Origin of the sequence: Gordonia ajococcus (assembly GCF_012974285.1) — a bacterium.
GTDB lineage: Bacteria > Actinomycetota > Actinomycetes > Mycobacteriales > Mycobacteriaceae > Gordonia > Gordonia amicalis.
On the sequence record NZ_CP052884.1, the window covers coordinates 1,016,046 to 1,039,174 of the forward strand.

Annotated in this window: 22 protein-coding genes; 11 read left to right on the top strand and 11 right to left on the bottom strand. The window is 68.2% G+C overall.

Going from position 1 to position 23,129, the window contains the following annotated elements; all coding sequences use genetic code 11:
• Positions 1-25: 25 nt before the first annotated feature.
• Positions 26-907 (bottom strand): 1,4-dihydroxy-2-naphthoate polyprenyltransferase, encoded by an 882-nt coding sequence (locus tag GAA2_RS04700; RefSeq protein WP_024498674.1) that lies wholly within the window; start codon positions 905-907, stop codon positions 26-28.
• A 24-nt stretch (positions 908-931) separates the two neighbouring features.
• Here GAA2_RS04700 and GAA2_RS04705 point away from each other — a divergent pair, with 24 nt between their 5' ends.
• Positions 932-1,417 carry a hypothetical protein gene (locus GAA2_RS04705; RefSeq protein ID WP_024498673.1) on the top strand — a complete coding sequence of 162 codons (486 nt, stop codon included), beginning with the start codon at positions 932-934 and terminating at the stop codon, positions 1,415-1,417.
• Positions 1,418-1,464: 47 nt separating this feature from the next.
• Here the strand turns inward: GAA2_RS04705 and menE are convergent, their stop codons facing one another.
• From menE to GAA2_RS04730, 5 genes are all read right to left on the bottom strand, one after another.
• A complete protein-coding gene (gene menE, locus GAA2_RS04710) occupies positions 1,465-2,622 on the bottom strand; it encodes an o-succinylbenzoate--CoA ligase (protein ID WP_081598189.1) in 1,158 nt (385 codons plus the stop codon).
• Positions 2,619-2,954, bottom strand: coding sequence for a DUF3349 domain-containing protein (locus GAA2_RS04715; RefSeq protein ID WP_024498672.1), 336 nt, complete (start codon positions 2,952-2,954; stop codon positions 2,619-2,621). Before GAA2_RS04715 ends, menE begins: the two co-directional genes overlap by 4 nt.
• 160 nt (positions 2,955-3,114) lie before the next feature.
• The gene (locus tag GAA2_RS04720) at positions 3,115-3,423 is read right to left on the bottom strand and encodes a DUF3349 domain-containing protein (RefSeq protein WP_006435244.1); all 309 of its coding nucleotides are present in this window, start codon (positions 3,421-3,423) and stop codon (positions 3,115-3,117) included.
• 57 nt (positions 3,424-3,480) lie between these two features.
• Positions 3,481-3,759: a hypothetical protein gene (locus tag GAA2_RS04725; RefSeq protein ID WP_006435245.1), complete on the bottom strand. Its 279-nt coding sequence runs from the start codon at positions 3,757-3,759 to the stop codon at positions 3,481-3,483.
• 51 nt (positions 3,760-3,810) lie between these two features.
• Positions 3,811-5,058, bottom strand: a complete 1,248-nt coding sequence (locus tag GAA2_RS04730; RefSeq protein WP_024498671.1) for an inorganic phosphate transporter — start codon at positions 5,056-5,058, stop codon at positions 3,811-3,813.
• 196 nt (positions 5,059-5,254) lie between these two features.
• Here GAA2_RS04730 and GAA2_RS04735 point away from each other — a divergent pair, with 196 nt between their 5' ends.
• Positions 5,255-6,319, top strand: coding sequence for an LLM class F420-dependent oxidoreductase (locus GAA2_RS04735; protein WP_024498670.1), 1,065 nt, complete (start codon positions 5,255-5,257; stop codon positions 6,317-6,319).
• 21 nt (positions 6,320-6,340) lie between these two features.
• Here GAA2_RS04735 and GAA2_RS04740 read toward each other — a convergent pair whose 3' ends face one another.
• Both GAA2_RS04740 and GAA2_RS04745 read right to left on the bottom strand, forming a co-directional pair.
• On the bottom strand, positions 6,341-6,898 hold the full coding sequence (locus GAA2_RS04740) for a YdcF family protein (protein ID WP_006435249.1): 558 nt from the start codon (positions 6,896-6,898) through the stop codon (positions 6,341-6,343).
• Positions 6,895-8,265: an O-antigen ligase family protein gene (locus tag GAA2_RS04745; protein ID WP_232513063.1), complete on the bottom strand. Its 1,371-nt coding sequence runs from the start codon at positions 8,263-8,265 to the stop codon at positions 6,895-6,897. Before GAA2_RS04745 ends, GAA2_RS04740 begins: the two co-directional genes overlap by 4 nt.
• A 275-nt stretch (positions 8,266-8,540) precedes the next feature.
• On the opposite strand from GAA2_RS04745, the gene GAA2_RS04750 reads away from it, so the two are divergent.
• The 8 genes from GAA2_RS04750 (at position 8,541) to GAA2_RS04785 (ending at position 18,131) form a co-directional block, all read left to right on the top strand.
• Entirely contained in the window at positions 8,541-10,100 is a 1,560-nt protein-coding gene (locus GAA2_RS04750) for a polysaccharide biosynthesis tyrosine autokinase (protein ID WP_006435251.1), read from the top strand.
• On the top strand, positions 10,097-11,371 hold the full coding sequence (locus tag GAA2_RS04755) for an alpha/beta hydrolase (RefSeq protein WP_006435252.1): 1,275 nt from the start codon (positions 10,097-10,099) through the stop codon (positions 11,369-11,371). Before GAA2_RS04750 ends, GAA2_RS04755 begins: the two co-directional genes overlap by 4 nt.
• Positions 11,368-12,099 (top strand): hypothetical protein, encoded by a 732-nt coding sequence (locus GAA2_RS04760; protein ID WP_006435253.1) that lies wholly within the window; start codon positions 11,368-11,370, stop codon positions 12,097-12,099. Before GAA2_RS04755 ends, GAA2_RS04760 begins: the two co-directional genes overlap by 4 nt.
• Entirely contained in the window at positions 12,099-13,343 is a 1,245-nt protein-coding gene (locus GAA2_RS04765; protein ID WP_051349608.1) for an alpha/beta fold hydrolase, read from the top strand. Before GAA2_RS04760 ends, GAA2_RS04765 begins: the two co-directional genes overlap by 1 nt.
• Before the next feature lie 159 nt (positions 13,344-13,502).
• Positions 13,503-14,747, top strand: a complete 1,245-nt coding sequence (locus tag GAA2_RS04770; protein WP_051349608.1) for an alpha/beta fold hydrolase — start codon at positions 13,503-13,505, stop codon at positions 14,745-14,747.
• The gene (locus tag GAA2_RS04775; protein WP_006435255.1) at positions 14,744-16,009 is read left to right on the top strand and encodes an acyltransferase family protein; all 1,266 of its coding nucleotides are present in this window, start codon (positions 14,744-14,746) and stop codon (positions 16,007-16,009) included. Before GAA2_RS04770 ends, GAA2_RS04775 begins: the two co-directional genes overlap by 4 nt.
• Positions 16,006-17,229, top strand: coding sequence for a lipase family protein (locus GAA2_RS04780; RefSeq protein WP_024498666.1), 1,224 nt, complete (start codon positions 16,006-16,008; stop codon positions 17,227-17,229). The genes GAA2_RS04775 and GAA2_RS04780 overlap by 4 nt, the downstream gene beginning before the upstream one ends.
• 5 nt (positions 17,230-17,234) lie before the next feature.
• Positions 17,235-18,131: a sialate O-acetylesterase gene (locus tag GAA2_RS04785; protein ID WP_006435257.1), complete on the top strand. Its 897-nt coding sequence runs from the start codon at positions 17,235-17,237 to the stop codon at positions 18,129-18,131.
• A gap of 86 nt (positions 18,132-18,217) precedes the next feature.
• Here the strand turns inward: GAA2_RS04785 and GAA2_RS04790 are convergent, their stop codons facing one another.
• Genes GAA2_RS04790 through GAA2_RS04800 form a run of 3 tightly spaced genes read right to left on the bottom strand, consistent with a single transcriptional unit; the run spans position 18,218 to position 21,722 of the window.
• Positions 18,218-19,744, bottom strand: coding sequence for a sugar transferase (locus GAA2_RS04790; protein ID WP_006435258.1), 1,527 nt, complete (start codon positions 19,742-19,744; stop codon positions 18,218-18,220).
• The gene (locus tag GAA2_RS04795) at positions 19,741-20,730 is read right to left on the bottom strand and encodes a GDP-mannose 4,6-dehydratase (protein ID WP_159405531.1); all 990 of its coding nucleotides are present in this window, start codon (positions 20,728-20,730) and stop codon (positions 19,741-19,743) included. Before GAA2_RS04795 ends, GAA2_RS04790 begins: the two co-directional genes overlap by 4 nt.
• Complete coding sequence (locus GAA2_RS04800) at positions 20,727-21,722, bottom strand: GDP-mannose 4,6-dehydratase (protein WP_006435260.1); 996 nt, start codon at positions 21,720-21,722, stop codon at positions 20,727-20,729. The genes GAA2_RS04795 and GAA2_RS04800 overlap by 4 nt, the downstream gene beginning before the upstream one ends.
• Positions 21,723-21,943: 221 nt before the next feature.
• Between GAA2_RS04800 and GAA2_RS04805 the strand changes: the two genes are divergently transcribed.
• Positions 21,944-23,011 (top strand): cellulase family glycosylhydrolase, encoded by a 1,068-nt coding sequence (locus GAA2_RS04805; protein ID WP_024498663.1) that lies wholly within the window; start codon positions 21,944-21,946, stop codon positions 23,009-23,011.
• The last annotated feature ends 118 nt before the right edge of the window (positions 23,012-23,129 follow it).

Here is a 23,129-nt window from a genome sequence, read left to right on the forward strand (position 1 = left end):
GGGGCGGGCCCTGTCGCGAGGATCGTCAGGTCAGCGCCAACGCCACCGCGGTGACGACGGCCCAGCCGAGCATCGCCTTGCCGGTGGTCCCGATCGACGGGATGAGTCCCGGGCCCTGTGCGCCGGTGCGGACCGGCTTGTACGCCTGCCACAGCAGCGGGAACGTCAGCAGTTCGACGAGCGCCCACGGGGTCGCGAAGGCCAGCGCCGCGCTCATCATGAGCGGGGTCAGCAGCAGTACGGCGAACAGGGTTCGGGTGCGGGCGTCGCCGAGTCGGACGGCGAGGGTGATCTTGCCGCTCTCGGTGTCGGTGGGGATGTCGCGCAGGTTGTTGACGACCAGCACGCTGCTGGAGACCGCGCCGACGCCCACTGCGCAGGCCAGGCCGACGAGGTCGACCCGGTCCGACGTCACGAACTGCGTTCCGAGGACCGCGACCAGGCCGAAGAACACGAACACCGCGACCTCGCCCCAGCCGGCGTAACCGTAGGGTCGTTTGCCGCCGGTGTAGAACCAGGCACCCGCGATGCAGACCGCGCCCACCACGACCAGCCACCAGGCCGTCGCGATCGCCAGCACGAGACCGCACACCGCGCCGATACCGAAGCAGATGAACGCCGCCGCCTTCACCGAACCCGGTGACGCCAGACCCGCGCCGACGAGGCGCAACGGACCGACACGGTCGTCGTCGGTGCCGCGCACGCCGTCGGAGTAGTCGTTCGCGAAATTGACGCCGATGATGAACGCCACCGCCACGACCAGCGCGAGTACGGCCTTCCACCACGAGATCCCGCCCCACCCCGAGGTGCCGTGCAGCGCCGCTCCGACACCGGCGACCACTGGGGCCACGGCGTTGGGGAGAGTCCGGGGGCGTGCGCCCTGAATCCACTGCGATGCGGTTGCCACGGATCGATCCTGCCACGACCCCGGATGTCCGCCGCCAGGTGTCGCGGATCGTTGCACCGTCCGCCACGACACGCGACATCTGCATTCGGCCGCATACGGCCGGAACCGCATCGGACCACCACACGGATCGCGACGCTCTCGGTCGGTCCGTCGGCGATCCTGTCGGGATCGGCGGCGGCCTGGTGGCACGGCATCGTCGACGACCGGCCCGAGACGATCACCGTCACCGCTCCTCGCGGACGGCACGGTCCACCGGTGAAGGGGGTACGGATTCTCAACCGGTCCCTCGCTGATGCGGATGTCCTCATCCGCGGCGACCTGCGGGTCACGGGGATCGCGCTGTCGGCACTCGAAGGGGGCGTCGAACTCGGTGCCGAGGTCATCGACTCGGTCCTGCAGCAGCGTCGGACCACCGGCTGGACCGTTCTCAACTCCACCTGGGCCGATCTGACGGAACGGGCCGACCACGTCGCGTCGTCGATCCGTCAGGCGCTGAGCGTCGCGGCCTGACTGCAGATGTCGCGAATCGTGTTGCAGCCCGCCACCATACGCGACACCTACGGCGAGAAACGACGCCGTAGCGCGCGCCGGTCGGGTTTGCCCGGTCCGCGCAGCGGCAGCTCGTCGACCTCGATGACCTCCCGCGGCGCCGCGTACCGGCCGAGTCGCTCGGCGACCGACCCGCGAATCCGGTTGACGTCGACCGGATCTCCGCGTCGTGCGACGACCACCGCGACGACCTTCTCGCCGAGACGGTCGTCGGGGAGTCCGACGACCACGCATTCGGCGACCGTCGGGTCCTCGGCGATCACCGCCTCGACGACCTGCGGCACCACGGTGAGTCCGCCGGTGAGGATCGCCTCGTCGGCACGCCCGACGATCGACAGGACACCGTCGTCGAGGCGTCCGAGGTCATCGGTGCGGAACCAGCCGGCCTCGGCGAAAGCGGGATGATCCGGCAGGTTGCGGTAGCCGTGCGCCACCATCGGACCACCGAGGACGACGCGCCCCACACCGTCCGGCGACGGCTCATCGATGCGGATCACCACGCCGTCGAGCGGGACGCCGTCGTAGACGCAACCACCGGCGGTCTCACTCATCCCGTAGGTGCGGACGATGGGGAGTCCCGCGTCGACGGCGCGGCGCAACAGGGGAGCGGGGGTCGCCGCACCGCCGACGAGCAACCCGTCGGCGGAGCGGAGCGCGGCGGTGGCACGCGGCGAGTCGAGGACCTTGATCAGCTGCGTCGGCACGAGTGACGTGTAGCGGCGCGGCCCGTCGAGCCGGTCCAGAGCTTCGGCGAAACCCTCGGCGTCGAAGCCCGCGGTCAGGTCGAGCACGGTGGGTGTGAATCCGGAGGCGAAGGCGCGCAACAGGACCTGCAGCCCCGCGATGTGATGCGGGGCGAGGGCGAGGAGCCAGTTGCCCGGGCCACCGAGGCGATCCGCGGTCGCCCGCGCCGATGCGGACAGCGTCGCCGGGGTGTGCTGCGCCCCCTTGGGGACACCGGTCGAACCCGAGGTGGAGACCACCAGCGAGACCTCGTCGGCGATCGGCTCACCGACGGCGAGGGCGGCCCGGAGAAGCGCTGTCTCCCGGGCGTCGTCGGAGGTGGGCACGATCGCGGTCGAACCGTCGAGCACGGCGAGCAGCTCATCGCGCCGGGCGACGACCTCTGGTCGAGCGGGAAGATGAAGGGTACGAAGGGTTTTCAGGACAGGTTCCGGTTCGGGTCGGTGCTGTCCGCGTCGGGTCCGTCGAACGGCCAACCGGACGACTCCAGGTGACGGCGGACGCGGGCGATGTCGTCCTCGTGCGCGAGTTCGTGGGTGACCTTCGTGATCGCGACCGCGGCGTCGATCCTGGAGATCGGCTCGGGCGGCGGCGACTGCCGGACCAGCCGCGACGACACTTCCTGCACCTCGTCCTCGCTGAGCTGACGCCGCAGGAGAGCGACGAGGGGGATGTAGTCGCCTTGCGGCACACCGTCGGGGTAACCGGCACGCAGCCATTCGATGATGCGGTAGAGCAACTGTGGGTGGTCCACGCTCGTCACCCCCTTTCCTCCGACGGGACTCGGCTGGGTCCTCTCGATGCGGCGATGCCGCTGGGTCCTCTCGATGCGGCGACGCGAGCGCGGCCGCTCAGCGCGATTGTAGGTTTCGGCCCGGACCCCGGCAGTCCTCGGCGCGTGCGGGTCGCCGGGTTCACGTTCGGCTGGACACCAACGGCCAGCCGAACGCGGCCAGACGCCCCGCGACCTGGTTGATCTCCTCCGGGGTCGGCGGTTCGTTGGTGACCCGGGTGATGGCGTCGCTGATCTGCTGCTCGGTCACCGGCTCCCGGGGTCCGTACTCCTTGACGAGCCGGAACGCCACCGCGGTGACCTCCTCATCGGTCAGAACACGCGTGAGGAGCGCCATCAGCGGCGGGAAGTCGGTGCGCGAGACACCTTGGGGATAGCCCTTGCGAATCCAGTTGATCACGGATTCGAAGAGGGGGATCTCAGTGCTCATGGTTGATCGCGTCTCCGGCTCGTGCACATCTGTGGTCACCGTTTACCCAGGTGGGCATCACTTGTAACCAAATGGGAAGAGCTTGATTCCGGTGTGGAAGTAGATGGTCTGACGGGTGATCCACAACAGTGCGGTGAGGATGACCAGTAGGACGACGGCGAAGATCGGGTAGCTGAGCACGCGCAACGCCGGCCTGCCCCTGACGAGCGAGCCGTCGACGACCTCGTCGGAACCCTGCTCGTGACATCGCAGGCCGAACGCGAACAGTGCGGGCAGACCGGCGCCGAAGAGCAGGCCGATGATCAGCACCTTGCCGATCGCCTCGACGATGTCCATCTCCGCTGGGTCCTTTCGTGTGTTCGCGCGTGGTCGTTGTGATGCCGGCGGTCAGGCCGAGCGCGCAGGGGTGTCGGGGGTGGTTCCGGGATCGGTCGACAGGTCCGCGGGCAGCACCGATCCGGTGGTCTCGTCCCAGTCGTCGTTGACGTTGCCGGCGTCGACCTTGTTCTGCTGGGCGCGCCAGTACATGTAGGCCGAGCCGGCGATGAGCAGACCGAAGATCGCCACCGCTCCCGCCACGTCGCCGAGCAGGTGAGCGATGTAGAACGACGCCGCGCCGACGAGCCCCGCCGCCGGCAGGGTGGTGAGCCACGCCACGGCCATCCGGCCGGCGACGCTCCAGCGGACCTGCGCACCGCGCTTGCCGATACCGGAGCCGAGGATCGAACCGGTGGCCACCTGTGTGGTGGACAGCGCCATCCCGGCCGCGCTGGAGGTCAGGATGATCGCGGCCGACGAGGCCTCGGCGGCCATGCCCTGCGGGGAGCTGATCTCCACCAGGCCTTTTCCGAGGGTCCGGATGATGCGCCAGCCACCGAGGTAGGTTCCGATCGCGATGGCGGCGGCGCAACTCGCCACGACCCAGAGCGGCAGGCCGTGACTCACGGTCGAGGCGTCGAGGTGTCCGGTGACGATCAGCGCCATCGCGATCACACCCATGGTCTTTTGTGCGTCTCCGGTGCCGTGGGCGAGGGAGACCAGTGAGGCGCTGGCGATCTGGCCGTACAGGAAGCCCTGTTCCTTGCGGCTCTCCGCGAGACGACGCGTGATGGTGAAGACGAGCCAGGTCCCGCACGCGGCGACGACACAGGCGATCACCGGGGCCAGCAGCGCGGGCACGATGATCTTGCCGAACACACCGTGCCAGTTCACGCCCGAGAGGCCGATGGCCGCGATCCCGGAACCGATGAGCCCGCCGAACAGCGCGTGCGAGGAACTCGACGGGAGGCCGAAGAGCCAGGTGAAGAGGTTCCAGAGGATGCCGCCGATGAGTCCGGCGAAGATGATCAACAGCGCGGTCGCGGGAGTGAGGCCGGTCACGATCTCGCCGGCGTCGGCGCCGGAGGTCTGCTGGATGTTCAGGACGTCTTTGGTGATGGTGGCGGCGACCTCGACCGAGAGGAAGGCGCCGACGAGATTGAGGACGGCGGAGAGCCCGACGGCTGTCTTGGGTTTCAGCGCACCGGTGGCGATCGAGGTTGCCATGGCGTTGCCGGTGTCGTGGAAACCGTTGGTGAAATCGAAGCCGAGGGCCGTGATCACCAACAGCACCAGGATCAGCATCTCGCCGCTCATGGTTTTCATGATGAGGGCTCGGCTCCGAATTTCCCAAACGTTCCGGCGCGGTTCGGCCGGTATTCGCTGTGTCGTCGGTGTGTCGGGCTAGGTCACCGCACTTCAGTGCAGGTGTGGTGGGTATCGCTCCGGGGAGCGATGGAACGTTCGGCTGATCATGGTCCAACGGGTGGTTGCTGTGGAAGAATCCGACGCCATGACATCGATGAAGCTGGGCATGCCGATCAACTACGCAGGCGCCTTCCGCGAGACCATCAACAACCTCGCCGACTTCGAGGCCGCGGGCGTGGAACGCATCGCGGTCCCGGAGGCCTACAGCTTCGACGCCGTCTCCCAGCTCGGTTACATCGCCGCGAAGACCGAGACGATGGAACTGCAGACCGCGATCCTGCCGATGTACTCGCGCACCCCCACCAATCTCGCGATGACCGCGGCCGGTCTCGACTACATCAGTGGCGGCCGTGCGGTACTCGGTATCGGCGCCTCCGGACCGCAGGTCATCGAGGGCTTCCACGGCGTGAAGTACGACTACCCGCTGGGCCGGGCCCGCGAGCACGCAGAGATCTGCCGCATGGTCTGGCGTCGCGAGAAGCTCGATTACCAGGGCAAGCACTACACGCTTCCGCTCGACGAGGAGCACGGCGGTTCCGGACTCGGCAAGTCGCTCAAGATCATCAACCATCCCGTCCGCGACAACATCCCGCTCCTGCTGGCCGCCATCGGCCCCAAGAACATCGAGCTGGCCGCGGAGATGTTCGACGAGCTGCAGCCGATCCTGTTCCACCCGGAGCACATCGACGCCGCGTTCGGTGAGTCGCTCGCCGCCGGCAGGGCCAAGCGCGACCCGTCTCTGGGCGACCTCGGCATCGTCGTCCAGGCCACCGCCCGGATCTCCGACGATCCGGAGCAGATCAACAACTCGAGGGAACTCGTCCGCCATCACGCCGCGCTGTACATCGGCGGCATGGGCGCGCGGGACAAGAACTTCTACAACCAGCTCGCCATCCGGTACGGCTATGCCGACGAGGCGAAGCTCATCCAGGACCTCTACCTCGACGGCAAGAAGGTCGAGGCGGCCGCGGCGGTCCCCGACGACCTGGTGAGCGCCATGTCGCTCATCGGGTCCAGGGCCCAGGTCGCCGAGCGCGTGGCCGCGTTCCGCGAGGCGGGCGTCACCTGCATCCTCGCCTCGCCGACCGCGCCGACCCACGCCGAGCGGGTCGCCGAGGTGGAGGCGTTGCGCGACATCTTCAACGGCTGATCGCAGGTTCCCTCGAGGGACTCAGTCACACCCGAGTACGGCGGCCTTTCCGAGGCCGCCGTACTGGTATGCGTACACCGCACCCCAGAGCACGGGGTTGGGGCTGTAGTCACGTGGTACCGCGTGCATGACGACGTCGCCGTCGAAGCACTGGCCGAAGATGAACCGGGCCCGCACCAGGTGATAGCTCCAGCTGACGACGATGACCTCGCGCCAGTCGTGGCGACGTGCCATCTCCTGGACGAACATCGCCTCGCCGCGGGTCGTGGAGGGATGGGGTTCGAAGCAGGTGACGGTGATGTCCGGGGTGCTCGCCGAGCACACGCGCGGCATCATCGAATCCTGCTCGGTGTAGGGACGATACGGGTCGGAGATCAGCACGTGGTCGGCATAACCCCTGCGTGCCAACTCGATTCCGTAGTCCTCGCGTCCGTCGTGTTCGCCGCCCAGTACGACGATGGCGTCGACCTCGCGCAGCGGATCATCGTGGGTCCGCGTGAACAGCTGGTAGCCGACGGTGCCGCCGACGACCGTGACGACGAGGAAGATGCAGAACAGTAGTCGGACAACACGTCTCACCGTGGCACACGCGTCCTGACGGAGAGCGGCGCGGGATGTTCGGCCGGCCGGGTGTGCCGGACGAGGTCGTCGGCTCCGGAACTCCGTAGCGCCACGATGAGGAACACCAGCATCAGCGACAGGTCGGTCACCGAGACCGGGATGGACACGGTGCTGAAGTCGAGCTGCATACCCAGGACGAAGAAAGCGATGAAGCAACCGCCGTACAGGGCGATCTCGGACCGGGAGGACCGCAGGCAGCGGTAGGCGAGGTAGCAGGCGTAGATCATGATCGCGGTGAACACGATTCCGACGAGGAGTCCACCGCGATAGACCGACAGCAGCGGCGCGTTGGCCACGTAGTTGATGGTGAACGCCTTCTCCGGATCCTTGAATTCGGCGATGCCCCAACCGTGTCCGAACAACCAGTGCCCGCTCATCTTCTCGGGGAACTCGCGCAGCGCGTCGGTGCGTGCGGTCGACCCGGTGTCGCTCTCGCCGAAGGACGAGAAGATCCGGCGCCGCGACGCGGGGATCGCCGACAGCAGGGCCATCCCGCCCGCGAGTGTCCCGATGATCGCGGTGCGTCCGCGGGTCGACATGGTGTGGAAGGCGAGCATCAGGAGGAGCGCCAGGACGACGGAGAAGATCGCCGCGCGACTCAGGGTCATCGCGACGGCCGCGAACAGGAGCAGCGCGAGAACCCAGCGCCGGCGGCCCTCGAAGACCAGCAGGCTGATCATCAGCGCCGCCAGGAAGCCGATGCCCGCGGCGTTCGGGTCGATGTAGGTGCCCGACAACCGAGCCGTCACCGAGGCGCCGTCGAAGACGAACCGGCCCGCCGACGACGCGTCATATCCGAAGGGGGACAGCAGATCGAAGGTCCGTGCGGACTTGTCGATCGTCAGCATTGCGAGGCCCGTCGCCGCCGACACGACCGATGCCACGACGAAGACCCTGCCGAAGGTCCTCAGTTGATCGGCGCGCAGCCGCAACAGCGCGACGACGAGGAGGATCGCACCCGACCACTTCGCGTACTCGACGATGTCGTCGACCTTGTGCAGGGTGGCCACCACCGACAGGCCGGCGACGCCGACGAAGGCGATGAGTGCGTACTCGAGCGGCGTACAGCTCACCGTGTCGCGGGGGTGGAGAACGGTGGCGAGCAGCACGGCCATGGTGAGGGTGAAGATCAATGGCACGGGCGTACCGGGGACGTACCCGGCGGGAAGCACGGCGACGACGACGGCGAGTGCCCACCACAACCACGTCGGATGTTGCAGTCCCACATATGCTCCCGCGATCAACGCGATTCCCAGAAAGGCCGCGGTGACGACGGACTCGCCGGCGAGGAGGCAGCCGAAGGTGCCGACCGCCACCGCGGTCACGATCGCAAGTGAACGAACAATCCCCACCGGGGCATCATGACACGATCCGGCGGTGGGCATCGGGTGAGATCTCGACCGAAACGTAAGTGGGCCACGACGAGTCAGAGATCACAGCTCTCGAAGCGCGCGACCGGCCGACAGTGGTTAGAGTTGGCGCGTCGGGGAAAGGCACCAGGTTTCGAACAATCCGCCGTGGAAATGTTTCACAGACATTTCCACGGTTGATCACTCGATCCCTCGGTCTTGCTCCGCCATCGCCGGAAGGAGCAGGTCTCGTGCCATTCAACGAATATGTCCGCACCGCGGTCCGCTATTGGTGGGCCGTCGTGGCGAGCGTTCTCGTCGGCGGACTGGTCGGATTCGGCTACGGCATGTACTTCACGTCCGTCGACTACGTGTCGACGGCCCGCCTCTTCGTCACCGCCGAGGGCGGCACCTCGGTGGGCGAGTCGTACCAGAACAACCTCTTCGCCGAGGGGCGCGTCAACTCGTATGCCCAGATCGCGACCAGTGAGCAGGTGGCCACCCGCGCCTCCCAGGCGCTGGAGGGGGCCATCGGCCCCGCTGACCTGCAATCGCAGACGACGGCGCTACCCGTCGAGGACACCGTCATCCTCACCATCTCGGTATCGGGACCGAGTCCGCAACGGGCCCAGTCGTATGCGTCCGCCGTCGCCCAGCAGACCGTCGAGGTCGTGCAGGAACTCGAGACGTCACGACGCGGCGGGACCTCGGCGGCCTCCGCGGTCCTCTACGACGAACCGGGTCTGCCGGCACCCGCCGGGGCGCCCTGGATGCTCTGGACCGGGATCGGTGTCGGCGCCGGACTCGTCGTCGGTGTCGTGGTCGCGCTGCTGCTCGGGTGGCGGCGTCGCGGAACCGTCGTCGACGAGGCCACCGCCGTCGATTCGACCCACCATCCCGTACTCGCGGTGCTGTCGCCCCACCCGGTGTCAGTCGAGGCGATCGGTGGCGGCGAGTCCGTCGATCCCGACGCGGATGCCCTTCGCGGACTGCACAATCTGATCCGCTTCCTCGGTGGACGGCGCAACGAGCAGGACCGGGCACCGCGGGTGATCGGATTCACCGGCGTCGGGCCTGAGGCCCGGGCAGCCGACATCGCCGCCCGCTTCGCCTCGACCGTGGCCGCCACGGGGAACACCGTCCTGCTCGTCGACGGCGACCTGTCCGGCGGTGGCCTGACCGCGGGTGCCGAGATCTCCGCGGATCACGGACTGTCCACCGTGCTGACCGGGAGTGCCGGCAGCGTCGACCCGTACGTCCGCCACGGTGCGCTCACCATCCTCCCCGCCGGCCCGGTGCCGCCGGAATCCGGTGCCCTCGTGAGCAGTCCGGTCATGGGATCGGTGCTCGACGAACTGCGCGAGCGCTTCGACTACATCGTCATCGCCTGCCCGCCCATGAGGCCGGAGAAGCCGGGATCGACCCAGCGGGGTACGTCGTCGGATTCGATCGTGTACTCGGCTCTTGCCGACGCGATGGTCGTGGTGGTGCGAAGCGGCACGGCGACCCGAAAGGCGCTGAGCGACAGTGTCGCCGCCATCGAGCTCGTCGGATCGGTGATCGGTACGGTACTCGTCGGCGGCAAGCGGGGGCCGATGTCGTCGCCGGATTCGTCCGTCACGGAGTCCGGTGCCGACGAGCAACCGGTCGACGACGCGGTGTACGCCGACGATACTGTCCCCGACGAGAACATCGAGTCCGCTCCGGACAGCGCGACCGGGACGATCCGCGCCACGATCGGCCACTCCTCACCCAACGGTTCCGGCCCGGCCGCGGCGGCCGGTGTCCCGTCGGACGGGCGGGGTCGTTGACGCGGGCGTCGACCCGCGGGCGGTTCGCCGCCTCCCTGATGGCGACGGTGCTCGTGATGAGTGGCTGTGGCACAACAGTGTTCACCGATGGGCCCGAATCGGACCCGGCGGTCCCGCTCGTTCTCCAGCCACCGCCCGACCTGGTCACTCCCTACCCGGAACCGGTCGTCCGGGGTGCCGCCGACACCGGGCGACCCGGAGCGGTGCTCGAGGTCGAGGACCCGCCCCGCGGACCGATTCCGGTGATCACCGAACTCGGTGCGATCGTCAAACGGGTCGAGTACCGGTCGACGTCGGGTCTCGACCGGTCGCCGACGGTGGTCTCGGGGATCGTCGTGACCCCGAAGGGCGAACCGCCGCCCGGTGGCTGGACGACGATCGCCTTCGGGCACGGCACCACCGGTGTCCTCGACGACTGCGGTCCTTCGGAGTACGTCAACCTGATCGGCAGCGACGAGATCATCGCAGCACTGGTGCTCAACGGTTTCGCCGTCGCGATGAGCGACTACGAGGGCCTCGGCATGCGGGACGTCGATCACCCGTTCCTCGACGCGCGCACCTACGGCTACAACATGATCGACGCGGTGCGTGCCGCCCGTGCGGTCTTCCCCGGGCTGGGCGACACCTGGATCTCCTACGGCGTCTCGCTCGGTGGGATGGCGTCGTGGGCGGCGGGCGAACTCGCACCGACCTACGGCGGGGGACTCGACCTCCTGGGCACCGTGGCCCTGGTGCCGGTGTCGGACATGACCGGACTGGTCGAACGAGCCGAGAAGGGCACGCTCACCGCCGATCAGGTCCCGATGATGGCCTACCTGATCGATTCGCTCGCACGCGTGCTGCCCGACGAGTTCGACCGCGACGACTACCGCTCGGAGTTCCTGCGGAAGAACTGGTCCGAGGTACTCCGCTGCATCCCGATCGACGTCCAGCAGACCCAGCGGGTGCTGAACTCCATCGGCGTCGAGGATGTCGCACCGCACACCCCGGAGGCGGCGGCACGACTCCGCGACCACCTCGCCGCCACATCGCTCCCGGTGGGCAGGGCCACTGCGCCGATGCTCATCATGTACGGCACCGAGGACCCACTCATCGCCGCTCCGTGGACCGAGCGGGCGATCCGCCGGTCCTGCGCCGCCGGGTCGCCCATCCAGGCCATGCGCCGGATCGGGGAGACCCATGCCCAGCTCGACTCCGGACAATCGGTGGCCTGGATGAAGTCCCTGGAGTCCGGGTGGAAGCCGCCGCAGAACTGCGGGGACCGCCCATGAGGTCACCGTCGACCCGCCGACCGGCGGACTATCTGGCGATCGTGCGCCGCAACCTCGTCGTGCTCGTGGCGACGGTGATCGCGGCCGCTGCCGTCGGCGTCGGTGCGTACGCCCTGATGCCGAAAACCTATGAGGCGCACTCGAGCGCACTGATCATCGCGCCGGGGCCGGCCAGCGTCGGCGCCGAACGCGCCAGCGACCTCGCCGGTCAGCTGCGGTCGGCATCGTATGTGCAGCTCGCGGTGTCGGACCAGGTGCTGTCGCGGGTGGCCCGTGCGGACGACGCCGGGCTGCTCGGTGACGCCGTCACCCCGGACGGTCTCCGCGAGCGGCTGACCGTCGGCTCGCCTCTCGACAGTGCCGTCCTCGACGTCGTGGCCACCGGCCCGACGGCGGAGGCCGCCGCCCACCTCGCGAATTCGGTGGTCGACGTCCTCCGGGTGCTGGTGACCGAACTCGAGTGGAGCGACGGCCCGGTCGCGGGACCGCTGCACGAGATCGACGTGATCGACGTCGCCTCGGTGCCGGATGCACCTGTGCTGCCCGAGTTCTGGGGCACGATCACGACCGCTGTGCTCCTCGGCCTGCTAATGGGTCTGGTGCTCGTGATCGGCGTGGAGGTCGCGCGCGACCGGGTCGTGGATCCGCGGGAGGCGCGGGTCCCGCGTACGTCAGACGCCGCACATCGGGGTGCGCCTATCGTGGGCGCGATCGGAGGGGGAGCGTGATGGGGAGACGATCGAGCGGGCGCATCAGGATGACGTCGGTGCTGGTGGCCGCGGTGATTGCCGTCGCCGGCTGTTCATCCGACGCCGACGAACAGGCCACTCCGACGACCGGTGCGGGAGGCGTCGAGTATCGCGTCAACACCGACGGAGCTGGACCCGGCGCGTTGCGGGCAGCCGAGACGATGCCGTTGCTCGACCGCCGGGTGCGGGCGAATTCGCAACTGGCGCTGCGCGTCAAGTACGTGTCGACCGACGGCCGGACCGGCGAGGAGACCGAGACGTGGGGAGCGTTCTTCGCTCCCAAGGGTCCGGCGCCGGAAGGCGGCCGGCCGGTCATCGTCCTGCCGCACGGCACGAGCGGTGTACTCGGCGAATGCGGTGTCACGCTCAAGTCCGATCTGGGTGACCTGGCGGTCACCGCCGCGAGCTGGCTCCAGCTGGGCTACGTCGTCGTCGTCCCGGATTACCAGGGCCTCGGCGATCCGGACGAGCAGCGTCCGACCCATCCGTACCTCGATGCGCGCACCTCCGGCCGTAACGTGATCGATGCGGTCCGGGCGGCCCGATATCTCGTGCCGGAGACCGGGACCCGGTGGGGAGCCCTGGGTGGCTCACAGGGCGGGCAGGCGGCGTGGGCCGCCAACGCGCTGGCCGAGACGTACGGAAGTGAACTCGATCTCGTGGGTGTCGCCGCGCTGTCGCCGGCTGCCGACGTCTCCGGGCTCGCCGACCTCGCGGCCTCCGGCGCCATGACCGTCGAACAGTACGGGCTGTACAACTGGCTGCTGCTGGCACTGAACGCCGAGAACTCGGAGCTGGACCTGCGCCGGTTCGTCGGGCCCGAGGTCGTCGCGTCCTGGGATGAGTTGTCGCAGTGTTCGGCGTCCCGTGGGGCACAGCGAGCCGAGGTGCTCGAGTCGCTGAGCGCCGACGAATTCCGACCGACATCGCCCGAGGCCGTGACCGAGCTGCGGGAACTGTTGCGCGAACGCGCTGTTCCCGACCTGCCCGCAGCGGCGCCGACCATCGTGATCTACGGCGGCAAGGACGAACTGATCCGGTCGGAGTGGACCGCGGCGGCCGTGCGGCGCAGTTGCGCACGCGGCGACATCGTCCACACCCAGTTCCAACCCGCGGCCGACCACGGCGGCATCGACGGCCGCCAGGTGGTGGGCTGGCTGACCGCCCGATTCGACGACGAACCGAGCTACAACCGATGCGCAGAGATCGAGAGAGCCGGATGACCGAGAACCTGGAACGGCGGGGAATCCCCGCCGTTGATGTCCCCGCAACCGAGAAGACACCGAACGCCGGTCGGATCCGCGGGAGGCGCGGGTCCCGCGTACGTCAGACGCCGCACATCGGGGTGCGCCTATCGTGGGCGCGATCGGAGGGGGAGCGTGATGGGGAGACGATCGAGCGGGCGCATCAGGATGACGTCGGTGCTGGTGGCCGCGGTGATTGCCGTCGCCGGCTGTTCATCCGACGCCGACGAACAGGCCACTCCGACGACCGGTGCGGGAGGCGTCGAGTATCGCGTCAACACCGACGGAGCTGGACCCGGCGCGTTGCGGGCAGCCGAGACGATGCCGTTGCTCGACCGCCGGGTGCGGGCGAATTCGCAACTGGCGCTGCGCGTCAAGTACGTGTCGACCGACGGCCGGACCGGCGAGGAGACCGAGACGTGGGGAGCGTTCTTCGCTCCCAAGGGTCCGGCGCCGGAAGGCGGCCGGCCGGTCATCGTCCTGCCGCACGGCACGAGCGGTGTACTCGGCGAATGCGGTGTCACGCTCAAGTCCGATCTGGGTGACCTGGCGGTCACCGCCGCGAGCTGGCTCCAGCTGGGCTACGTCGTCGTCGTCCCGGATTACCAGGGCCTCGGCGATCCGGACGAGCAGCGTCCGACCCATCCGTACCTCGATGCGCGCACCTCCGGCCGTAACGTGATCGATGCGGTCCGGGCGGCCCGATATCTCGTGCCGGAGACCGGGACCCGGTGGGGAGCCCTGGGTGGCTCACAGGGCGGGCAGGCGGCGTGGGCCGCCAACGCGCTGGCCGAGACGTACGGAAGTGAACTCGATCTCGTGGGTGTCGCCGCGCTGTCGCCGGCTGCCGACGTCTCCGGGCTCGCCGACCTCGCGGCCTCCGGCGCCATGACCGTCGAACAGTACGGGCTGTACAACTGGCTGCTGCTGGCACTGAACGCCGAGAACTCGGAGCTGGACCTGCGCCGGTTCGTCGGGCCCGAGGTCGTCGCGTCCTGGGATGAGTTGTCGCAGTGTTCGGCGTCCCGTGGGGCACAGCGAGCCGAGGTGCTCGAGTCGCTGAGCGCCGACGAATTCCGACCGACATCGCCCGAGGCCGTGACCGAGCTGCGGGAACTGTTGCGCGAACGCGCTGTTCCCGACCTGCCCGCAGCGGCGCCGACCATCGTGATCTACGGCGGCAAGGACGAACTGATCCGGTCGGAGTGGACCGCGGCGGCCGTGCGGCGCAGTTGCGCACGCGGCGACATCGTCCACACCCAGTTCCAACCCGCGGCCGACCACGGCGGCATCGACGGCCGCCAGGTGGTGGGCTGGCTGACCGCCCGATTCGACGACGAACCGAGCTACAACCGATGCGCAGAGATCGAGAGAGCCGGATGACCGAGAACCTGGAACGGCGGGGAATCCCCGCCGTTGATGTCCCCGCAACCGAGAAGACACCGAACGCCGGTCGGATCCGTGGCCTCGACGGCCCGCGGGGAATCGCGTGCTGGGCGGTGTTGATCGTCCATGTCGCCGTGCAGAATTCGCCGGACACGATGGCCAGTGGCGGACTCCAGCTGCTGGGTCAGGCCCTGATCTTCTTCTTCGCGCTGTCCGGCTTCCTGCTCTACCTCCCGTACGTGAAGGGCCTGGTGAGCGGCCGCGAGTCCCCGCCCGATGTCCGCTCCTACGCGACGCATCGTCTGCTGCGGGTGTTCCCCGCGTACCTGCTGATCTTCCTCATCACCAACTACGTTCTCCAGGCTTGCTTCGTCGTGAACGAGTTCGTCGTGAGTGAGACCGGCAAGGACACCGGGACGGGCATGATCACCGACCCGGTGATGCTCCTGACCAACCTGACCCTGACGCAGACCTACTTCCCGCAGTACCTGCAGACAGGCATCAGCCCATCGTGGTCGCTGACACTGGAATTCGGCTTCTACCTGTCGTTGCCGCTGTTCGGGATGGCCATGTGGTGGCTACGGCGGCGGTTCGGAACGCATGCCGCGATCCTCGTGGTGACACCACCGGTGATCCTGATCGTGGTCGGGACGATCGGCAAGATGGTCGCGAGCCGGGTCGCCGAGGCCCGGGGCATCACCGCGGTGACCGAGCAGAACTGGGGACCCAACGCCGTCGCCGTGATCCTGCGGAGCTTCTTCGCAGCCGCCGACAACTTCGCGTTCGGCATGCTCGCCGTCGCGGCGTTCGTCGCGGTCGGCACCGGCCACATCTCGGTTCGGGGCGCCCGGCGTCTGCGTATCGCGTCGGCGGTGGCGCTCGTACCGTCGATGCTGATCATGCTGGTGCTGATCGCGGCCGGCTCGTCGTATCAGTCGACCTTCACAGCGCTGTCCTCGGCGCTGCTCATCCTGATCATCGTGCTGCCGCTCGCCGCGGGACAGGAGGGCAGGCTCGCCACCGCGCTCGACTGGAAGCCGCTCGACTACAGCGGACGGATCTCGCTGAGCATCTACCTCTGGCATTTCCCGCTGATGATCGTGATCGGCAGACTCGGACTGCTGCAGGGTGATTCGGTGACGGGTCTCATCGTCAACGTCCTGCTCGTCGGATCGGTCAGCCTCGTGTTCGCGAGCATCACCTATCGATACATCGAGCAGCCCGCCATGGTGGTGGCCAGGAGGATGCGTCGGCGATGACCGGCTTCGTCCGCCGGCATCCCCTCCTCATCGCGGCACCGCTCGCGCTGGTGACGCACACGATCATGCTGGTCATGGTGATCTCGGGTGTCCGTCTCGTCAACGTAGTCCGGGACCCCGCGGACGGCCCGGTGCCGTTCGCGATCGTCGAGGGCCCCGGGAAGGTGGTGTCGGCCGAATACACCGGCTCGCTGCCGATCTCGGCACGTCTCGACGACGCCCGCGCGATCCGGGTGACCTATTGGTCCACGGATGCGAACTCGGGAGAACCCACCGTCGTCAGTGGACTGGTGGTCACCGGTCCGGAACCCGACGCCGGTCAGACGAGGCCGGTCGTGGCGTTCGCGCACGGCACCACCGGCATCGACGAGCCGTGCGCACCCTCCGTCGCCGCCGGGATGTACGGTCTCGGCGAACTCGCACACGGGCTCGTCAAGGCGGGTTTCGTGGTGGCACTGCCCGATTACCAGGGCCTCGGGAGTCCGGGAGTGCACCCGTATCTCGACGCCCGGACCGCGGGTATGAACGTGATCGATTCCGTCCGGGCGCTGCGGGCGGTGGTGCCCTACGCCTCCGAGGAGTGGGTCGCCTACGGCGGATCCCAGGGTGGCGGAGCCGTTCTGGCCGCCGCGATGGCGGCACCCGAGTACGGCCGAGGTCTGACGATGCTCGGTGCGGCCGCGATGGTCCCGGCCGCGGACATCGCCGATGTGGTCGAGAAGTCCCGGAACGGCACGATCACCGGTGACCAGCAGCTCATGCTGCAGTGGATCGTCGAGGCGTGGTCACGTCGCGACCCGGCGGTACGGCTCGACGACTACCGGCGAGGGGCGGCGGTGGCGACGTGGGACACGTTGTCCGCCTGTACGGGACCGGCAGTCGCCGGCCGGGCGCAGGCGGCCGAGTCGCTGGCGCCGCGCGACATCGGACCCGGCACGCCGGAGTCCGCGTACAGGTTGTCGGAGGTCCTCGCCGGATATGCCGTACCGGTGGCCCCGACACCGGTGCCGATGTACGTCCTCTACGGCGGCCGCGACACCTTCATCGATGCGGAGTGGACTGCGAGGTTCGTCGAACGCGCCTGTGCCGCCGGCAACTCGGTGACCGTCGACTACCAAGCCGACCGCGGGCACCCAGATGTGGACGCGGCCGCACTGCTGCCGTGGATCTCGGCCCGCTTCGCCGGGGAACCGGCATCGTCGACCTGCGCGGAGAGGTGAACGCCATGCACGAACCCACGACGGGTCAGTCGATCTCGGAGTCCGACGTGCGAATCCACGGGGACGCGCCGGCCAGGGCCCAGCGGATCATCCGCACGAAAGACGCGGTGAAACGTCTACTCGCCGCGGGGACCGCCGTCGAACCGGCCGATCGTTACTCGGTGGTCGCGGTTCTCGGGCAGTCGAATGCGCATGGTGCCGGAATGGCCGGGGTCGATGCGCTTCCCACCCAGCCGGATCGTCGGGTCCACCAGTGGCCGGGATGCGGCCGGCGGCGCGGGCGGATACTGCAGGCCGAGGACCCGCTGCTCCACGAGATCCCCGGTGCCGGGGCCGGATTCGCGACGACGTTCGGTTCCCTGCTGGCCGACCACACCGGTGAGGCAGTGCTGCTGGTCCCGTCGGCTCGCGGCGACACGTCGTTCCATCAGAAGAACGGGTACAGCTGGGACCCGGCGAACCGGTCCGTGCGCGTCAATCTGTACGACCTCGCCGTCCGGCAGATCGGCAACGCTCTCACCGCCGCGGGCGCCGGTTCACGACTCGCGGCGATCCTCTGGCATCAGGGCGAGAGCGATGTCCCGCTGACGCCACCCGACGTCTATCAGGACCGGCTCGACACGTTGATCCGCGGTCTCCGTGACCATTTCGGGGTGGTGCCGTTCATCCTCGGCCAGATGGTGCCCGAGGAGATCGCCACGGGACATCCGCGGTACCCGGGTATCGCGGATGTCCACGCGACCACACCCGACCGGCACGCGGCATGTGCCCACGTACCGGGGCCGGAGGGCATGCACAACCCGGGGGAGACCATCCATTACAGCGCTGCCGGACAGCGCGAGCTGGGACGCGCGATGTTCGAGGCCTATCGGGATCTTGCCGGCCCTTCCCGCAACGAGTGATCGCCACTTCGGTCTCCGAATCGCGGGGTGGAGAACGCAATTCCGGGCCGAAGTGGCGACCGTTCCGGGCGGCGGGTGCCCGGGGCTCAGTACGCTCCGTCCTTCGCGACGACTGCTCGTGCGGTGCGCCACAAGATGGTCAGGTCCTGCATGATGGTCCAGTTCTCCACATAGGAGAGGTCCAGCCGGACCGACTCCTCCCACGACAGGTCCGAGCGCCCGGACACCTGCCACAGTCCCGTCATCCCGGGTTTGACGAGCATCCGCCGTGCGACGCGACCGTCGTACTTCGCGACCTCGTCGGGCAACGGCGGACGCGGACCCACGAGGCTCATCTGGCCCGTGAGAACGTTGAACAACTGGGGGAGTTCGTCGAGGCTGAAGGCGCGGATCACCCTGCCGACCCGGGTGACCCGCGGATCGTCGCGGACCTTGAACAGCAGGCCCGCGCCGTCGTCACGGTCGCCGAGCCGGTCCCTCATGCGGTCGGCGCCGGCGATCATGGACCGGAACTTCCACATGCGGAAGTTCCTGTTGCCCAGCCCGACCCGGTCGGCCCGATAGAAGACCGGGAAGCCGGAGTCGACGACCACCGCGACCGCAACCGCCAGGAACACGGGTGCCAGTGCCAGCAGGAGAACCGCTGCGCCACAGCGATCGAGAGCGGCCTTGCGGAACCGAGTGGCCGATTCGTAACGCGGGTGATCGATGTGCAGCAGTGGCAGCCCGGCGACCGGACGCACCATCATCCGGGGACCGGTCACATCCGTGACACCTGGTGCGACCACCATGTCGACGTCGAGTCCGTGCAGATTCCACGACAGGTCCTGCATCGCCTGATGCCCCAGGGCGTCAGCCGAGGTGACCGCAACGGTGGTCGCCCCCGACGCCCCGACGGCGGCGAGGACGTCGTCGAAATCTCCGAGGACCGGGATCGCCACCCCGTCGACGTCGATGTCGGTGTCCGTACCACGATGCCCGGGCGGTAGGCACGCGCCGACGACCTGGTATCCCAGTGGGGCGGCGGCCGCCAGTCGCCGGACGGTCGGCCGCACCGACTCCACACCGCCGACCATCAGTACCGACTCACGGTGCCGCCCGGAGACCCGTGCCCGTGCGAGGAGACGGCGGAAGATGTTCCGGCTCAGCAACAGTCCGATGGTTCCCATCGGCAGGGCCAGCGCCAGGTAACCGCGGGCGATGTTCAGTCCGCCCAGGAGATCGACGATCGCCAGTCCGCCGAACACCGCGAAGCATGCGGTGACGACGCGGCTGTACTCCTGCGGACCGGATCCCAGGATCCGGCGGTCGTAGGTCTGGAAGGCGGCGATCGCGACCATCCAGACGGCGACCAGGACCGCGGACACCAGGATCGACGGGAGGTGGACCGCCGCGGCCGAGTGGAGGGCACCGCTGGGACCGAACCGGAGTCGTTGCGCCAGTGCCACCGACGCGACCACCACGACCAGATCGGTGTACCGGAGGGCTCTCGTGTACCTCGGGACCCAGGACCGTGAGCGGAACTGCCGGCGACGCACCGACATCAGGCGTCGGGCTCCGCCGGGGAATCCGGAACCGGGATCTCCCGGGACCGTGTCGCGGGCCGAGGTCATGCGATTGCCGCTCGCCGGGGTTGGTCCGCGCCGAGGAGGGCGAGGTCGTGCCGGACCATGGCCTCGACCACCTCGGTGAATCCGGTCCTGGGCCGCCAGCCGAACTCATCGCGGATCCTGCGTGGATCGCCCACCAGATCGACGCCGTCCGCCGGCCGGACGAACGACGGATCGGTCGTCACGAGGTGTTCCCACTCCGGAATCCCGGCCACCTCGAAGGCGGTGGCGACGAACTCACCGACACTGTGGGATTCGCCGGTCGCCACCACGTAGTCGTCGTTGGCCCGGTTCACGGCGAGGGTGATCATCGCGGACACATGATCGCCCGCCCACCCCCAGTCCCGGCGTGCATCGAGGTTGCCCAGGACGAGTGGTTCGGTGCTGCCGACCGCGATCGCCGCGACTCCGGCGGTGATCTTCCGGGTCACGAAACGAGTGGAACGCAGCGGGGACTCGTGTGGATAGAGGATGGCGTTGGCGACCTGCAATCCCTTCGACCTCGCCACCCCGGCCATGGTGTGGCCGTACGCTTTCGCCGCCCCGTAGGGAGACGCCGGCGCGATCGGCGTGGTCTCGTCCTGGGGCGTGATCGTGGATCCCGCGAAGATCTCGGCGCTGGAGGCGTTGACGACATGGACACGGTGTCCGAGGTCGGTGAGTGCGGACGCCGCCTCGAGGATCGCGACGGTCGACATCGCGGTCACCCGGGCGGTCGTCAGCGGATCGTGCCAGCTCTCCGACACCGAGGACACGGCGCCGAGGTGGAAGATGTGGTCGGGTGCGTGGTCGGTGATCACGCGGCGCGTCGATTCCGGGTCGGCGAGGTCGACCGGACTCATTACCACATTGCCACCGGACGAGCGACCCACCGCTCGGCCCGGTCGTACGACGGCGACGACATCCCAACCCAGCGTGACCAATTCCTCGATCAGCAGGTGCCCGTCCTGCCCGTTCGCGCCGGTGACAAGGGCACGTGGCGGGGTCATGCGACCTTGCCGGCCAGCTTCTTCGACTCGGTGTCGAGATCGGCCTCGACCATCATCGTGATCAGCTCGGCGAAACCGACCTCGGGCTTCCAGCCGAGGAGCTCACGTGCCTTGGTGCTGTCGCCGATGAGGAGATCGACCTCGGCGGGACGGAAGAAGCGGGGATCGATGCGGACCAGATGATCCCACCGGTCGATGCCCACGACCCCGAACGCGACGTCGAGCAACTCCCGGATGGAATGGGTCTCGCCGGTCGAGATGACGTAGTCGTCGGCGATGTCCTGCTGGAGCATCAACCACATCGCGCGGACGTAGTCACCGGCGAATCCCCAGTCGCGCTGCGCATCGAGGTTCCCGAGGGCGATGGAGTCGTCGATGCCGAGGGCGATGCGGGCGACCGCCTGGGTGACCTTGCGGGTGACGAACTCGGGGCCGCGACGCGGCGACTCGTGGTTGAACAGGATTCCGGAACTTGCGTGCATCCCGTAGGACTCGCGGTAGTTGATCGTCATGTAGTGGCCGAAGACCTTGCTCACGCCGTAGGGCGAGCGCGGCCACAGCAGCGTGGACTCGCGCTGGGGGACCTCCTGCACCTTCCCGAACATCTCGGAGCTGGACGCCTGGTAGTAGCGGATGTCCTTGCCCGTCGTATCCTGATGGAGCCGAACCGCTTCCAGCATGTTCAGTACGCCCGTACCGGTCACATCGCTCGTGAGTCGGGCGTTCTGCCACGAGTAGGCGACGAAGGAGACCGCGCCGAGGTTGTACACCTCATCCGGATTCGCGTAGGTCATGGCCCGCATCAGGCTGGACAGATCGAGCAGATTGCCGCTCACGATGTCGACGTACGGATGTGATTCGGCGAGGCGGGCTGCCTTCGGATTGTTCTGTCCCCGAACGAGTCCCACGACCCGATAACCCTTCGCATGCAGGAGTTCGGCGAGGTAGAGGCCGTCCTGCCCGGTGATACCGGTGATCAACGCAGATTTCATCGACAATTTCTCCCAGCGCGAGGTGAACGACATCGATGTCGTGTCACCGACTTTCGAACACGCACTGATTCCCCGACCAGAGCATGTAAAACCTGCGAACACAGCCGGTTCGGAATCCGCCACCCATATGGGTCCCCGAACTTGGCGGTACTCTCTGCGCCATGACAATACGATCATCCGGGCAATTCCGCCTTTCGAGAACCCACTTCCTCTCCGCCTTTGTGGTGAGCATCTCTCTGGTGCTCGGACTCGTCATCGGCGGGAGCGTGTCGGGTTCGGCGAAAGCGGCTCCCGACACCTCGAGCTGGTTCGGTTCCGGGAGTGCGGCCGGCCCCACCGATGCGGCGGTGCCCGTCACCACGGCCGGATTCGGCTTCGCCGGCGGCGCGGGTCTGCTGTGGCTTAACGATTCCGACCTCGGTCGTGAGCTGGACGCGGTCAAGCGGACCAAGGCGACCTGGCTGCGTGTGACGATCGACTGGAATGCGATCGAGACGACCAGGAACTCCTACAACTGGTCCACCCCCGACCGGATCATCAACGCCGCACGGGCCCGCGGTCTCAAGGTCCTGGCCAATGTGGTGTCGTCGCCGCCGTGGTCGCGTCCGGTGGGGTCCTTCTTCACCGCCCCGCCCACCGAGAACGCCGATCTGGCCGCCTTCCTGAAGAAGTTCATCGCCCGCTACGGCAGCAAGGTCACCAACTACCAGATTTGGAACGAGCCGAACCTGCCCATCTTCTTCGGGTGGACCGTCGACGCCGCGCGATACACCTCCCTGTTGAAGGCCGCCTACAGCGCCATCAAGTCGACGCAGTGGGGCTCCACCGTCATCGCCGCAGGTCTGGCCCGTTCCGGCGGCTGGAACTCGCCGCCGAACTTCGTCACGGCCATGTACAACGCCGGTGCCAAGGGCAGCTTCGACGCCCTTGCGATGCACCCGTACGTGTTCCCCGGCGGCCTGTACGCCAATCCGGAGAACGCCGTCACCGACGTCCCGGCGGTACGCAACCTGATGATCGCGCGCGGCGACGGTGCGAAGAAGATCTGGTTCACCGAGCTCGGCGCTCCGACCGGCACCGCAGCCGACGCCGTCTCGGAATGGGAACAGGCGAAGCAGATCACGGACGTCATGAGCTTCGCCGTCTCCGCCGGATTCGTGGGCCCCACATTCATCTACAGCATCCGTGACAACGGGCCCGACCCGGCTGATCGTGAACAGAACTTCGGTGCCGTCTACAAACACGACTGGACCCCGAAATACGCTGCAGGCGTGCTGGGAGCGGCCTGACCCGCCGCCTGAAGGAGGCACGATCTCGCGCCCGCTCCGCGTTGGCAAGCTCACATACACCGAGCACGCCGCCCGGAGTGGGCGTTTCCACATTACGATTCTTCTCGAGCGGGCATCG